The organism is Acinetobacter sp. T_3_1, assembly GCF_025377055.1.
Classification (GTDB): Bacteria; Pseudomonadota; Gammaproteobacteria; order Pseudomonadales; family Moraxellaceae; genus Acinetobacter; species Acinetobacter kookii.
Window position 1 is genome coordinate 112,048 of record NZ_JACHVD010000003.1, and the last position, 14,757, is coordinate 126,804.

The following is a 14,757-nucleotide window of genomic DNA, read 5'->3' on the forward strand; positions in this document are numbered from 1 at the left end:
ATCAGTCACCTTCAACTTCTGCGGGTTGTGCGCCTGATGCGGCTTGAGTAGCGTGCTGTGTCGCTGCTGCGGTTGTATTGCTCTGAACATTGGTCGCTGTGTCCACTGGTGCCGTGCCACTTGGCAATTCACCCGGTTTGATGCCTGCGGTCATGAGGCCGCCACTAATTTGATGGCCCGCAGGACGGATCGGATTCTTTTTACGGGTGTATAACCAATAGTCAAACAGAGGACGAGCCAGCTGCGCGGCCGAACCACCGTGTTTACCATTTTCCCAAACAATCGCAACCGCAATCTCAGGATTTTCAGCAGGGGCAAAACCAATAAATAAACCATGGTCAAGTTGACGCTCGGTTAATAATGCTTCGTTGTATTTTTTACCTTGGGCAATACTTTTGACCTGTGCAGTCCCGGTTTTCCCTGCAATATGATACAGTGGGGTACGAATACCACGACCTGTACCGGTCTCGATAACATCAATCATGGCATCGCGCATTTTAATCCAGTCTTCGGGTTTGCCGTTAAACTTAATTTTACCATCTGGTGCATTACGCATTTTAAAAGGTTTGGCACCATGGCTTTCACGCAGTACGTGAGGTGTAATATGCGCACCTTGGTTTGCAGTAATTGCAGTAGCCATAGCCAGTTGCAGCGGCGTTGCAGTAAAGGCACCTTGTCCGATACTGACTGAAATGGTTTCACCTTTTAGCCATTTGCTCTTACGGGTCCGCATTTTCCAGTCCGGGTTTGGATACAAACCGGTACTTTCACTCGGTAAATCGACGCCAGTTTTTTCACTAAAGCCAAATTGGCGCATCCAAGCATTCATTTTTTCAATGCCCATGCGGTAGGCCAAAATATAATAATAGGTATCACAAGAAACCACTTGAGCTTTATGCAGATTGACCGTGCCATGACCTGATTTGCGCCAATCACGGAATTTATGCGAATCGCCGGGTAAAGAAAAATACCCGGGGTCTGAAATGGCGGTGTTCCAATCCACGATATTGTAATGCAGCCCACCTAAACCAAACATCGGTTTAATGGTTGAACCTGGAGGATAGGCCCCTTGCACAGCACGGTTATACAGCGGCTGGTCAAGGTCGTCCCGTAGCGCGCTATAGTCGGTATTGCTAATCCCGGTCACAAATAAATTCGGGTTAAAACTTGGACTGGAAACCAGGGCCAGAATTTCTCCTGTTTTCGGATTTAGCGCCACAATGGCACCACGACGACCCGCCAGCTGCTCGGTTGCTGTGACCTGCAAGCCATAGTCAATGGAAAGGTACAAGTCATTCCCGCGTACCGGCTCTTTACGACCTAAATTGCGTAATACGTTACCGTGAGCATCGGCTTCGACAGATTCATTGCCTGGCAAGCCATGCAACAGATCTTCATAAGATTTCTCCACCCCGATTTTACCAATCAGGTTGGTGCCGGCATATAAGTCTTTATCAATCGATTTTAATTCTTTGTCGTTAATACGCCCCACATAACCGATTACATGGGCAAACAGGTCGCCATGCGGATAATAGCGGGTCATTTGGGTTTCAATATTGACCCCGGGAAACTGAAATTTGACTTCGCTAAATTTGGCAATATCGGTTTCGTTTAAATTTAATTTGAGCGATACGCGTTCGGTTTTTTTAGAGGTCTTGATGCGGCTGCTAAAACGGTCAATATCTTCTTGCGTCAGGCTTAAAATGGGAGTGAGGCGCTTTACGGTGTCGTCAATGTCCTGCACATCGGCCCGAGACATGGTTGCAGAAAAGACCGGATAATTGTCTGCCAGCAAAATACCGTTACGGTCATAGATATAGCCGCGCGCAGGTGCCAAAGGCTGCAGGCGGATACGGTTCTGGTCTGAAGCCGTTGAAAATTCATTATAATGCACGATTTGCAGATAGGCATAACGGGCAACAAGCAGGAGCAGAAAGAAAGCCACGATCCCGATGGAGATAAAAACCCGATTGCGATAAATGCGCTTTTCTTGTTGAACATTTTTTAAAGGAAAGTGCTGCTTCATACGCGATCGACTTACATACAGGGGAGTGAAAAAATCTGGTGGCACATTCTAACGCAAGTCAGCATTTTTTGATATTTGTTCCGGTGAACTGGTGGACGGGTTTAGCTTAAACTTTGACTTTACAGACATTAAAATTGTAAAGTGAAGTATATAAGAGTTCTGATAATTCTGCTAAAGTCAAAATTCAAAAAAAAGGACTGTATTAAAAAATAAAATTTAGGGACAACGATGAAAATAATCACAAAAGTGTATCCTTTGCTGGCTTTTTTTGCGCTGGCAAATATTGCTCATGCACAAGACAATCCATATTCACCTGAAGCGAAATTGACATCAGACAGTGCTAAAACATGGAATGTCGGGGTTGGATTTACCCAAAAGCTTCTTCATTTGAATGCAGAATGGGTGAATCCTTATGGCATCGCTTATGCAAAAGCGGGTGTGTTTTATAATGATGACTATAATGCCGGTGCTCAGGTCGGGTTTCGTTATCCTTACTATCTCACCGGAAAAGATAAAAACGGTTACTACGTGGGTGTCTATGCAGGACATATTGAAAGCAAACACATCAATAATGAATACGAAGCAAGACTGGGAGCCGGTGTAGATTTGGCCTATGTATTGCTTAGTAAAGAACGAATTAGCAGTTTTAGTATTGGTATCGGCGCTGGTGAAAAGATGACGGACCAATATGGCGAAGTGATTGCAGAAACAGAACCCATGCTACAATTTTCCTATACTCTAAGTGTCGGTATATAGTGAAAATAGTCAGTTTTTACAATTAAGTATTTTGTGATTAAAAAATTAAATATGGATATCGTGCATGTTTGAGTACGTCAACGAATTGTGGCAAACCTTCTTGAATCGCCCTGATTTCTGGGCAGTACTTAGCATCATTCCTGTGACAGCTTTTGTAACTTGGGCGCATGTGTGGATGGCGCTGAAAATGGTATTTTATCCCCTGACGTTTTGGGGATTCCATGTAGGTCCGCTGCCTGTGGGCTGGCAGGGGATTGTGCCACGTAAAGCCGGTCGCATTTCAGGGATTATCACAGACAATACATTGTCGAAACTGGGTTCTTTGCGTGAATTTCTGGATGCCATGGACCCTGAAGATATGGCACGGATCATCGGTGAGCAGGTCGGGTTTGAACTTGAACATCTGATTGATGAAATGATGATTGACCGTAATGCCGTACTTTGGGAAAACTTGCCGTATTCGATTAAACGCCGTATCTATTCGCAAGCGCATAAACAGCTGCCGGGTATTTTAAGGGAACTGGTGACCGAGCTGACCATGAACGTCGAGTCACTTGTGGATATGCGTGAAATGGTGGTTCGCCAAATGGAAGGTGATCGCCGTTTAATGGTAAACATGTTTCTTAAGGTGGGGCGTAAGGAAATCAACTTTATCTGGCATATCAGTGCATTAATTGGAATGTTCTTCGGTATATTCCAGATGATTGTCTGGTTTGTGGTGCCTTGGCACTGGACGGTTCCTTTCTGGGCAGCGGTGTGGGGTTTTTTGACCAACTGGATTGCCATCTGGATGGTGTTTAATCCGCTGGAACCGCATTATATTCGCTATCCGCAGTTTTTTGCGCGCACCGAAAGCCGCCAGTTTCCTTGGATCAAACCGGTGATTCCGCGTATTGGCACCTATAATATCCAGGGTGCCTTCATGAAACGTCAGGATGAAGTTTCCGATGTTTTTGCGCGAGTGGTCACAGAAGACCTGATTACGTTAAAATCCATTATGACTGAGATGATGTATGGCGGGAAGAAAGATAAAACTCGCCGTATCGTTAAACGCCATATCAACGAAATTATGGAAACTCCGATTGTTCGGACCTCTTTGCAGCTGTCTTTAGGACCAAAAGAGTATGCAAAACTCAAGACGGACTTGATCGATCGCTCGATTGAAATTACGATGGTGCCTGTATGCGACCCGGCCTTTAATGCGAGCCGTGCACAGAAAATCTATCAAATGTTTAGAGACCGTATTCGCGAGTTGACGCCAAGAGAGTTTCAGAATCTGTTACGTCCTGCCTTTCAGGAAGATGAATGGATTCTGATTGTCTTGGGTGGCGTAACCGGATTTATAGCGGGTACAATACATTTGTTTGTGGCTTTCTTATAATTAGATGCTGGACTACATGACGAATAGAGAGATTTGTCATGCAAACGCATCACATATATTTGTTAAATGAGGATGTTTTTTTATGCGCATTATATTACTCGGACCACCTGGAGCAGGTAAAGGTACACAAGCTCAGTTGATCTGTAAGCGCTACAATGTCCCACAAATTTCAACCGGTGATATGCTCCGTGCTGCAATTCGTGAAGGTACTGAATTAGGTCTTAAAGCTAAAAGCGTGATGGAAAGCGGTGGTCTGGTATCAGACGAGCTTATCATCGGTCTTGTAAAAGAACGTATTGCTCAACCTGATTGTGTAAACGGTTGCATTTTTGATGGTTTCCCTCGCACCATTCCTCAAGCAGAAGCTTTGGAAAATGAAGGCATCAACATTGATCACGTGATTGAAATTGATGTTCCAGACGAAGAAATCGTAAAACGTCTTTCTGGTCGCCGTCAGCACCCAGCTTCTGGCCGTGTTTATCATGTAGTTTACAATCCGCCTAAAGTGGAAGGTAAGGATGATGAAACGGGTGAAGATCTGGTTCAGCGTCCTGATGATCAGGAAGAAACCATCCGTAAACGTTTAGGTTCTTATCATACTGAAACTGAACAGCTGGTAGGTTTCTACCAAGGCCGCGCAGCATCGGGTGAAAATGCACCGACTTATGACAAGTTAAACGGTCTGCGTCCAATTGAAGAAGTTCAAACTGATCTTTTCGCCATTCTGGACCAATCGAAATAATCGTATTTCGATGCTTTTGACAATCGAAGAGCCCTAAGTCATATTAGGGCTCTTTTTATTATGCTCTCAAAAAGGACGCTGCTGTGAAATTTGCTGTATTAGGGTTAATGGTCGTATTTCTGGCAGTATTGTTTGCTTTGTTCTATGTCAGTTTCAAGATGCTTAAAAAAGTACGCCAACAGGAACGGGCAGAAAATGCAGCTCAAGCATCTCAGCGTCAATTGCACCCGAAGTTACAGGCTCAGCGCGATCAGCAAAAACGAGACCAGGAAAAAGCTGAACAAGAAAAAAATAAATAAGCGGCTGATTAATTCAACTCGGCTGAACTTAAAGTTCAGCTTCAAGGTTTTTGACCGCAATGCGACGTGCCGCACCGAATTCGAAACGATCTGGCCAGTTGCAGACATCCGCTACCACACATTCATGGCATTTCGGCTTACGTGCAATACAGGTATAACGACCATGCAAAATCAGCCAATGATGGGCATCGACAATAAATTCCTTGGGAATGACTTTGACCAGCCGATGCTCAACTTCAAGCACATTTTTGCCAATAGCCAGACCGGTACGATTGCCTACCCGAAAGATATGCGTATCGACTGCCATGGTGGGATGGCCAAAGGCGGTATTGAGCACCACATTGGCAGTTTTACGTCCCACACCCGGTAATGCTTCCAGATCAGCCCGATTGCTGGGCACCACACTGTTGTGTTTTTCAATCAGCATCTTGCAGGCTTTAATGACATTCTCGGCTTTGGCATTATATAAACCGATGGTCTTGATATATTCTTTTAACCCTTCAACGCCCAAAGCATAAATGGCTTCAGGGGTATTGGCCACCGGAAACAGTTTGTCCGTAGCTTTATTCACGCTGACATCGGTGGCTTGAGCCGAAAGTGTCACGGCCACTAAAAGTTCAAAAGGGCTGCTGTAATTCAGTTCGGTTTTAGGGCTAGGTCTTTGCTCACGTAAGCGTTCAAAAAAAACCTGAATCTGCTTTCGAGTCATGTTTTTAATGGCCATCATCAGGCTCCCAAAGCCATCAGCTGCTGTTGCAAATCATCCAGCAGGGCACGTTTTTGAAGGTCTTCACGAACACTGAGCTGTTTTTCTAATTTTTTGATTTGAGTACGAATTTTTGCCAGCTGAATGGTGGTTGCGGCATCATGGCTCACGACAGCTTTGGCTGTTTTTTCCGCCACCTGAATCTCTGGAACCAAATCACTTTGTGCTGAAAATTGGGCAAATAAGGCGGTATCAATATTGGCACGAACCACAGGACCCTTACGATTGATACGCCGTTTTTCTTCACGCTGAATATGCGCGTAATAACGATTGCGCAGGTCGGTTTGTTCAGTAATGCGAGCCTCTTCTGAAGGCACGACATGGTTGTCTTCTACCAGATCAATACAGTCGACCGGGCAGGGCGGAATACAGAGTTCGCAACCGGTACACAGGTCAGTCAAAATGCTATGCATGAGCTTGCCTGAACCAATAATCGCATCGACCGGGCAGGCGCTGATGCATTTGGTGCAACCAATACATTCATCTTCACGAATAATGGCTTTCATGCGTTGCGGACGGCCATCACTTTGAATCGGCCAGACACTTTCTTCCGCTTTGATTTTTGGGCGACCCAGCAATTCAGCCAAAGCATCAGCTACGGGTTGTCCGCCAGGTACACATTTATTGGCCTCTTCACCTTCATTTATGGCTTTTGCATAAGGGAGGCATCCATCTCGGTGGCCGCAGAGTCCGCATTGTGTTTGCGGCAACAGGGCGTCAATTTTTTGAATCAAGCTAATTTGAGTGTTCATGTATAACCGGGAGTGCTGGGCAAGCAGCGTGAAACAATGTGCTGGAGAGCAATACTAGCATGTTTTTACATAGAATTCCTGTGCGCAAAAATGGGACTAAAAATGCATTAATATCGGGCAAAATATTACATTGATATATATCTGAAAGTTATTTAATTTATAAATAAAAAGACTGAATAATTAAATTAAATATATGTTCTATATAGAAAATTGAAGTTTTTTTCAAAAAACTATTGCTGAATAGGTGCAAGTGATATTTAATGTTTTGCGCCAAAATATATCATTGATTGAAATTTTGACCAATTTTGATCCATTTTCTGCTGAGGATTAAGCGTTGAAATACAACAGCCTTAACGACTTCCTAAACTACGTTAAATCACGTGATCAACATCAACCAGAGTTTCTACAAGCTGTAGAAGAGGTAATGACTAGCCTTTGGCCATTCATTGAAAAGAATCCAGAATATGCTGATCATGGATTACTTGAACGTCTTGTAGAACCTGAACGTGCGATTCAGTTCCGTGTTTCATGGGTAGATGACCAAGGCCAAACTCAAGTAAACCGTGCTTTCCGTGTACAGTACAACTCAGCTATCGGTCCATTTAAAGGGGGGATGCGTTTCCACCCTTCAGTGAACCTTTCAATTTTGAAATTCCTAGGTTTCGAACAAACTTTCAAAAATGCCTTGACTACATTGCCTATGGGCGGTGGTAAAGGTGGTTCAGACTTTGACCCTAAAGGTAAGTCTGAAGGCGAAATCATGCGTTTCTGCCAGGCATTAATCATCGAGTTGTACCGTCATCTGGGTTCAAATACTGACATTCCTGCGGGCGATATCGGTGTAGGCGGCCGCGAAGTTGGCTACATGGCCGGTATGATGAAAAAACTCAGCAATGACACTTCATGCGTATTCACGGGTAAAGGCCTGACTTTCGGTGGTTCATTGGCGCGTCCTGAAGCAACGGGTTACGGTACGGTTTATTTCGCGGAAGAAATGCTGAAAACTCGTGACGATAGTTTTAAAGATAAAGTCGTGACTATTTCTGGTTCTGGTAACGTAGCTCAATACGCTGCTGAAAAAGCCATGTTCCTGGGTGCAAAAGTGGTTTCACTTTCTGACTCTGCGGGTACTGTATTCGTTAAAGACGGTTTCACTGAAGAACTTCTTGCTGAAGTGATGGAACTTAAAAACGTTCAACGCGGCCGTATTTCTGAGTTTGCGTCTAAACACGGTTTTGAATATATGGAAGGTCAACGTCCTTGGGGTATCAAGTGTGACATCGCGCTTCCATGTGCAACTCAAAACGAATTAGATGCAGATGATGCAGCTCAACTTCTTGCAAATGGCGTGATTTGTGTTGCTGAAGGTGCAAATATGCCATCTACGCTTGAAGCAGTGGAAAAATTCGTTGAAGCGAAAATCCTTTATGCGCCAGGTAAAGCATCGAATGCAGGTGGTGTAGCGACTTCTGGTCTTGAAATGTCTCAAAATGCATTGCGTTTAGGCTGGACGTTTGAAGAAGTTGATGAACGTTTACACGCGATTATGAAAGAAATTCACCGTAACTGCGTGAAATACGGTACTAAAGAAGATGGTACTGTAAACTATGTTGATGGTGCGAACATTGCAGGCTTCGTAAAAGTGGCTGATGCTATGCTTGCTCAAGGCGTATTCTAAGTCTGACTTGGTTTAAGCTTTAAAAAACCGGGGCCATTGCCCCGGTTTTTTATGTCGGAACCAAAGTGTTTATTGAACAGTTGAGCGCTCGACAGTCATGTCATGGATATACGCATATTTTGACTGATCTGCAGCGGGATGCTTGATTTCATAACGTTTGACACGAATGATCTGTCGTTCCTTAGGATTATGGGTAAAGCCTTCAATCTGGTCATAGAATAAAGTCCAGTCTTTATCGACCTGGATTTTTATCCCACTTTCACTGTATTTAACCTCCCGAACCTGTAAACAAGTTTGTGGGGCAACACCAGTACATGCTTTGGTTTCAGGTGATATTTCCAGAAAAATGGTTTCCGCCTGAGTTTGATATTTGCTTTCCGGAGTCATTTTGCCGGTGAAAACGTATTTTTGTCCTGTCGCTGAAATCACCGTTAATGTCGGCTGTTGCGAATCTTTTAAGTCTAAAATAAATGGTGCCTTGCGTTCATTAAACAGATCCTTGGCGATGCGTTCCTGCTGCATGGAGGCTTCCGCGCATGCCATCTGGGTTCCTATGAGGGGGCCTGTCACGATCTGGTTATTTTCCACTTTCCAGCTGCTGCCCATACCATTACAGCTGGTGGCAATGCTCAAGCGGCCTTGATCATCAAAATTCAGCACCAATGGTTTAGGTGCGGTACCGGTACTGGTGCTCCATTGATAAGCAGCTAAAGTCTGGTCTGCCTTTTGTTGGGATAAGATGGACACGGCAACGTCTCCAGCTTTTTGAATATTGCCAGACTGGCACGCTGCAAGCGTAAGCGGAAAAAGGGCAATCGCTAAAAAATTAAGTTTCATGATAAAAATACTTGGTTTTGCAGAATTTTTATGAGGATATCGTAGTGTTGTTCAAAAAAAATGGATACATTCTGATGAGTTAAGTATCAAAATGTATCCATAACTAAATTTTTATTGACTGTTAATAAAAAGTTATAAATTAATCAAAACGGTAAATATCCATACCGAGTGAACCCATACTGAAACTGCTATGCACAATACTGAAACGGTGTCCTGTACCCATGGCAAAGAACAGGGGAGCAAAGTGTTCCAAGGTCGGATGATTACGCTCTACATAAGGAATGGTTTGCCAGTCCAGTACCGCAGCATAATCACTATGGTTCAGCTTATTGACTACATAGTTACGGAATGTAGAAGCCCATTCCGGCACAGTCGCGGCTTCACCATGCCATGCCAATTCACGCAAGTTATGGGTAATACTTCCCGAACCGATCATTAATATTTGTTTTTCACGTAATGGTGCCAGGGTTTGACCGATTTTATAAATCTCTTCGGCAGACATGTTCATGGGTAAAGAAATTTCTAGCACTGGAATATCAGCATTAGGATACATATGCAACAATGGCATCCACACGCCATGATCACGTGGACGAGTGCTGTTGGCATGGGCAGCAAAGCCGGCACTGGCTAAAAGATGCAGGATTTCTTCCGCAAGTTCAGGCTGACCCGGTGCAGGATAGCGTATTTCATACAGCTCTGGCGGGAAACCGCGGAAGTCATGCCAGGTTTCAGGGCGGACACTGCTACTGACTTCAAGCGCATTACTTTCCCAGTGGGCAGACATCACAATAATGGCGTCAGGCCGAGGCAGGTTTAAGCTCAATCGCTCCAGGGCAGGACCAACCTGTTCCGGATTCAGCGCCAGCATGGGTGATCCATGCGAAATAAATAAACCGGGTAAAGTCTGTAGATTCATGTTGATGCGCCTAATTTAAATAACATCGATTGAGGCTATGATGCCAAATAAAGAGAAATGAAATAAATACAATTTATATCAACATATTGTTCCTTTTTTGGAACAATAATGCAGGGTCCGGTCAGGTGGATGACCCAAGCTTGGCAATATGTTCGCCTGATACGGTTTTGCCCAGCTTAAATCACCTGGTGTTGCATGAAGCCGTTTAACCTGCCCGATGATAAGGATGATTATGGTTGATGCTCATTGCGCGGTAGAGCTGCTCGATCAGCATGACGCGAACCATAGGGTGAGGCAGGGTAAGCTTGGATAAAGACCAGTGCCATGCAGCAGCCTTACGTACCGCTTCGGAGTGCCCATCCGGACCGCCAATCGCCAAAACCACATCATTCCCTTCCAGCATCCATTGTTTCATGGTTTCAGCCAGTTTTTCAGTACTGAATTCTTTACCCCCGACTTCAAGGGCAATCAGGGTTTCATTATGTTTCAGTGCATTCAGAATGCTTTCACCTTCAATCTGGCGATATTTCAGAATATCGGCTTCAGAATCGTTTTTTCCGCGTTTTGCCATAGGTAATTCGATAAGCTGAGTCTGCACGAAAGGCTGAATACGTTTGAAGTAATCTTCAAAACCGGTGAGCACCCAGGCTGGCATTTTTTGACCGATGGTAATAATACGGATTTTCATAAGATTCGATGATTTAAGACTCATCTTTATTATAAACGCTAAAACTGATTTTACTTGTTTTTGAGCAACAAATTGCAATTGAAAAGGCGTGCCAGATGCTGCTTTAATCTTCAGCAATGGATTGAATATGCATAAGAAGAGAGGACGATAATAAATGAGATTAAAAAGGGATAAAAATTTAGGCTTATGGTTGAGCACCTTTCTTTGCACGTTTTTGTTGAATACTTCAATTTGGGCATCACCCAGCATAACACCTGCCAGTACCGATAATTTAAAGGTTTATCTGGAGCAAATCATCGGTCCGCAGGGACATCGCCATTATAAGAATAGAGAAGAATTACAGCGTGTTTCTGCATGGATTAAAGAACAAATGCGTTTGTTTGGCATACCTTGTCAGTATCAGAATTATGCGGTCAATGGTTTGGGCTACCGCAATGTGGTGTGTACTTTAACCGCAGGTCACTCCGACAAAATTATTGTCGGTGCGCATTATGACGTGTTTGGGGAGCAGCAGGGAGCAGATGATAATGCTTCTGGCGTAGCCGGGGTGATTGAAACCGCGCGTATATTGGTACAGCAGAAATCCCAGCTGGCACATAATGTCGAATTTGTATTTTATACCTTGCAGGAGCCGCCATTTTTCAAGACTGAACAGATGGGCAGTTTTGTGCATGCAAAATCCATTCAGGCTCAAAAAGACCACATCCGTGGCGTGTATATTTTAGAGATGATCGGTTACTATGATGAAAATCTGATCCAGCAATATCCGGCCGGTTTGAAGTGGGTTTATCCCAGTCATGGTAATTTTATAGCAGCTGTCAGTAATTTACAGTCTTATGATTTGAGTGCGAAATATTGTGAATCGATGCGAATACTGGACCGCCTGGAATGTCAACGACTGGTGGCACCGTCCTTTATCACGGGGATGGAATTTTCAGATCATCTGAATTACTGGAAGCTGGATATTCCAGCGATGATGATTACCGATACAGGTCATTTCCGTAACAAGCACTATCATCGAGCCACGGATACCTTGAAAACTCTAAATATTGCCAAAATGGCAAATGTCATAGATGGGCTGGCTTATAGCTTGATGCTTCAGCCTGATGAATAGGAGCAATAAAAAACGCAGTCCCTGAATAGAATACTGGGACTGCGATCAAAAGGTCATCCACCTGGAGATGTAGATGACCATTCACATAACTTATTAACAACTTTCTAACTAGAAATAAATTAGAAACTTACAGCGTATCTGTGTCTCTATAATACTAATTGGGGATGAGCTGCTAATTTTTCAAGTTGAGGCTTTATAAATATCGTCAAATTTTTACACAAAAAAAGAGAGCCGAAGCTCTCTTTTTTTGTAGCGAATTACAATTAATGACGGGCTGCTTTGCCTTCTGCAATTGGTTTAACAATTGGGGCTTTCACCAGCGGTTTCGGCGCTTCAACCAAGGCAAATGGCAAGATCTCATCAATGCTTTTCACGGTCTTGATTTCCAGGCCGGCTTTAACATTTTCTGGAATTTCCACCAGGTCACGAGCGTTCTCTTGAGGGATGAATACCAGTTTAATGCCACCGCGATGTGCAGCTAAAAGTTTTTCTTTCAAGCCACCAATACGCATTGCACGACCGCTCAGATTGGTTTCACCGGTCATGGCGATATCAGCACGAACCGGAATGCCCGTGAAGGCTGAAACCAGTGCAGTGGTTAATGCCAAACCTGCAGATGGACCATCTTTCGGTGTTGCACCTTCAGGCAAATGCACATGAATATCGGTTTCTTCAAATCTTGAAGCCTCGATACCCAAGGCATCGGCACGGGTGCGTACGACAGTCATTGCAGCGGTAATGGATTCTTTCATGACATCACCGAGTGAACCGGTGGTAATGAATTTACCTTTACCTTTTACGGCTGCCACTTCAATCGAAAGCAATTCACCACCCACGGAAGTCCAAGCTAAGCCATTGACACGACCCACTTGCGCTTCTTCTTCTGCCATACCGAAGTCGAACTTATGTACACCCAGGTAATCAGACAGGTTTTCAGCAGTGACATCGATATGCAGGTTTTTGGCTTTTTTGCTGACCGCTTCTTTCACCACTTTACGGGCAATTTTTGACACTTCACGTTCAAGACTACGCACACCGGCTTCGCGAGTATAACGACGCACGATGTCACGGATCGCTTCTTCATGAATGGTCAATTCTTTTGCACGCAAACCGTTGTCTTTAATGGCTTTAGGAACCAGATAACGCTCGGCAATATTGACTTTTTCCTCTTCGGTATAACCCGGCAGACGGATCACTTCCATACGGTCTAAAAGAGCCTCAGGAATATTCATGCTGTTTGCAGTACAGATGAACATCACTTCAGACAGGTCCAGATCAAGATCGAGGTAATGATCGTTGAACTTGCTGTTTTGTGATGGATCAAGGACTTCAAGCAAGGCAGAAGCAGGGTCGCCACGGTAGTCCTGTGCCATCTTGTCAATTTCGTCGAGCAAGAACAGCGGATTCTTCACGCCGACTTTGGTCAAGGACTGGACAATTTTACCCGGCATTGCACCAATGTAAGTACGGCGGTGACCGCGGATTTCCGCTTCGTCACGCACGCCACCTAAAGCCATACGTACAAATTCACGGCCTGTGGCTTTGGCAATCGATTCACCCAGGGACGTTTTACCCACCCCAGGAGGACCAACCAGGCAAAGAATCGGGCCTTTAAGTTTTTTCACGCGTGATTGAACAGCAAGGTATTCAACAATACGCTGTTTCACCTCGTCCAGACCATAGTGGTCGGCATCCAGAATCTCTTGCGCCTTGTTCAGGTTAATGCTGACTTTGCTGGCCTTATTCCAAGGCGTATCTAAAATCGCCTCGATATAGTTGCGCACCACCGCAGCTTCACTGGAAGCCGGTTGCATGGCTTTGAGCTTACGGAATTCAGATTCGGCTTTTTTACGCACGTGTTCCGGTAAATCCGCTTCTTCAAGACGACGTTCAATTTCAGCCACGTCATCTTCAGCACCGCCGTTCATGTCGGAAAGCTCGCGCTGAATGACCTTCATTTTTTCATTCAGGAAGTATTCGCGCTGGTTTTTCTCCATCTGGCGTTTTACCGAGTCATGCAAGGTTTGTTCGATCTGCTGTTCTTCAGACTGTTGCAGCAAATAAGTCATGAGCTCAGTCAGATGTGCTTCAAAGTCATCGTGTTCCAGGAACTTTTGCTTGATATCGATGTTCAAGGGCACACGGGTGGCCACAAAGAACAACAGTTGCAACAAGTCATCGATTTTATTTGCAGCAGTAATCAATTCACGTGCATTACGTAATTTGGCTTCTGCATACTGGGCAAATAAAGTTCGCAGTTCTTGCACACGTGTCGCTTGAGAGGCCGCCGCAACATTCACGGTCATTGGGCTAATGGCATGTTCGGCTGATAAGTATTCATCATGGTCGATGATTTTGACTAGCTTGGAACGGTGTAAGCCTTCAATGAGTACCTTTATACAGTTTTCATCATTTTCATGATTCACAACTTGCACAATCTTCGCGACAGTACCGTATTGATATAAGTTGTCGTGATCAATTTCTTCTGTAAGAGAATCTTGTTGTGCAACTACAAATACGAGATTGTCACTGTTACGGGCCACGTCAACTGCTTTGATCGATTTTTCACGACCTACGAATAACGCAATTTGCATGTGTGGATAAACCACCACATCTCGTAGCGCTAAAAGTGGTAATACGCTTGGAACCTGTGCATCTAAGGTTTCTTGATTCATAATAATTTCAGACATGGGCACTCCTAATGAGTAACAATGGTGTTGCCATATTTTTATAGTGAAGTGTATTTTAAAAATTACAAGGGCAGGGCAAATGAAAATGTATAAAAAATGAGTAAATATGTGA

General features: G+C 44.2%; 13 protein-coding genes. 6 read left to right on the forward strand and 7 right to left on the reverse strand.

Going from position 1 to position 14,757, the window contains the following annotated elements:
• Position 1: 1 nt before the first annotated feature.
• On the reverse strand, positions 2-2,026 hold the full coding sequence (gene mrdA / locus H4I94_RS05425; protein WP_261182116.1) for a penicillin-binding protein 2: 2,025 nt from the start codon (positions 2,024-2,026) through the stop codon (positions 2-4).
• A 237-nt stretch (positions 2,027-2,263) separates the two neighbouring features.
• Here mrdA and H4I94_RS05430 point away from each other — a divergent pair, with 237 nt between their 5' ends.
• The 4 genes from H4I94_RS05430 (at position 2,264) to H4I94_RS05445 (ending at position 5,204) form a co-directional block, all read left to right on the forward strand.
• Entirely contained in the window at positions 2,264-2,782 is a 519-nt protein-coding gene (locus H4I94_RS05430; RefSeq protein WP_092819997.1) for a hypothetical protein, read from the forward strand.
• Positions 2,783-2,846: 64 nt separating this feature from the next.
• Positions 2,847-4,163, forward strand: a complete 1,317-nt coding sequence (locus H4I94_RS05435) for a hypothetical protein (RefSeq protein WP_092819949.1) — start codon at positions 2,847-2,849, stop codon at positions 4,161-4,163.
• 82 nt (positions 4,164-4,245) lie between these two features.
• A complete protein-coding gene (adk, locus tag H4I94_RS05440; RefSeq protein WP_092819948.1) occupies positions 4,246-4,905 on the forward strand; it encodes an adenylate kinase in 660 nt (219 codons plus the stop codon).
• A gap of 83 nt (positions 4,906-4,988) precedes the next feature.
• Entirely contained in the window at positions 4,989-5,204 is a 216-nt protein-coding gene (locus tag H4I94_RS05445) for a hypothetical protein (protein WP_261182119.1), read from the forward strand.
• Positions 5,205-5,232: 28 nt separating this feature from the next.
• Here the strand turns inward: H4I94_RS05445 and nth are convergent, their stop codons facing one another.
• Complete coding sequence (nth, locus tag H4I94_RS05450) at positions 5,233-5,928, reverse strand: endonuclease III (protein ID WP_261182121.1); 696 nt, start codon at positions 5,926-5,928, stop codon at positions 5,233-5,235.
• 2 nt (positions 5,929-5,930) lie between these two features.
• Positions 5,931-6,749, reverse strand: coding sequence for an RnfABCDGE type electron transport complex subunit B (locus tag H4I94_RS05455; RefSeq protein ID WP_261182429.1), 819 nt, complete (start codon positions 6,747-6,749; stop codon positions 5,931-5,933).
• 307 nt (positions 6,750-7,056) lie between these two features.
• On the opposite strand from H4I94_RS05455, the gene gdhA reads away from it, so the two are divergent.
• Positions 7,057-8,400 carry an NADP-specific glutamate dehydrogenase gene (gene gdhA / locus H4I94_RS05460; RefSeq protein WP_261182122.1) on the forward strand — a complete coding sequence of 448 codons (1,344 nt, stop codon included), beginning with the start codon at positions 7,057-7,059 and terminating at the stop codon, positions 8,398-8,400.
• A gap of 69 nt (positions 8,401-8,469) precedes the next feature.
• Here the strand turns inward: gdhA and H4I94_RS05465 are convergent, their stop codons facing one another.
• The 3 genes from H4I94_RS05465 to rlmH form a co-directional block, all read right to left on the reverse strand.
• Positions 8,470-9,237 (reverse strand): META and DUF4377 domain-containing protein, encoded by a 768-nt coding sequence (locus tag H4I94_RS05465; protein ID WP_261182123.1) that lies wholly within the window; start codon positions 9,235-9,237, stop codon positions 8,470-8,472.
• A 139-nt stretch (positions 9,238-9,376) separates the two neighbouring features.
• Complete coding sequence (locus tag H4I94_RS05470) at positions 9,377-10,153, reverse strand: dioxygenase (protein WP_261182124.1); 777 nt, start codon at positions 10,151-10,153, stop codon at positions 9,377-9,379.
• A 205-nt stretch (positions 10,154-10,358) separates the two neighbouring features.
• Positions 10,359-10,841 carry a 23S rRNA (pseudouridine(1915)-N(3))-methyltransferase RlmH gene (gene rlmH, locus H4I94_RS05475; RefSeq protein ID WP_261182126.1) on the reverse strand — a complete coding sequence of 161 codons (483 nt, stop codon included), beginning with the start codon at positions 10,839-10,841 and terminating at the stop codon, positions 10,359-10,361.
• Between the two features lie 154 nt (positions 10,842-10,995).
• On the opposite strand from rlmH, the gene H4I94_RS05480 reads away from it, so the two are divergent.
• On the forward strand, positions 10,996-11,955 hold the full coding sequence (locus H4I94_RS05480; protein ID WP_409976736.1) for a M28 family peptidase: 960 nt from the start codon (positions 10,996-10,998) through the stop codon (positions 11,953-11,955).
• 263 nt (positions 11,956-12,218) lie between these two features.
• Here H4I94_RS05480 and lon read toward each other — a convergent pair whose 3' ends face one another.
• Complete coding sequence (gene lon / locus H4I94_RS05485) at positions 12,219-14,645, reverse strand: endopeptidase La (RefSeq protein ID WP_261182131.1); 2,427 nt, start codon at positions 14,643-14,645, stop codon at positions 12,219-12,221.
• Positions 14,646-14,757: the final 112 nt, after the last annotated feature.

Excerpts from the sequence above, each read along its gene's own strand:
- mrdA (WP_261182116.1), bottom strand. The coding sequence starts at position 2,026 with ATGAAGCAGCACTTTCCTTTAAAAAATGTTCAACAAGAAAAGCGCATT.
- H4I94_RS05435 (WP_092819949.1), top strand. The coding sequence starts at position 2,847 with ATGTTTGAGTACGTCAACGAATTGTGGCAAACCTTCTTGAATCGCCCT.
- adk (WP_092819948.1), top strand. The coding sequence starts at position 4,246 with ATGCGCATTATATTACTCGGACCACCTGGAGCAGGTAAAGGTACACAA.
- nth (WP_261182121.1), bottom strand. The coding sequence starts at position 5,928 with ATGGCCATTAAAAACATGACTCGAAAGCAGATTCAGGTTTTTTTTGAA.
- H4I94_RS05465 (WP_261182123.1), bottom strand. The coding sequence starts at position 9,237 with ATGAAACTTAATTTTTTAGCGATTGCCCTTTTTCCGCTTACGCTTGCA.
- H4I94_RS05470 (WP_261182124.1), bottom strand. The coding sequence starts at position 10,153 with ATGAATCTACAGACTTTACCCGGTTTATTTATTTCGCATGGATCACCC.
- rlmH (WP_261182126.1), bottom strand. The coding sequence starts at position 10,841 with ATGAAAATCCGTATTATTACCATCGGTCAAAAAATGCCAGCCTGGGTG.
- H4I94_RS05480 (WP_409976736.1), top strand. The coding sequence starts at position 10,996 with ATGAGATTAAAAAGGGATAAAAATTTAGGCTTATGGTTGAGCACCTTT.
- lon (WP_261182131.1), bottom strand. The coding sequence starts at position 14,645 with ATGTCTGAAATTATTATGAATCAAGAAACCTTAGATGCACAGGTTCCA.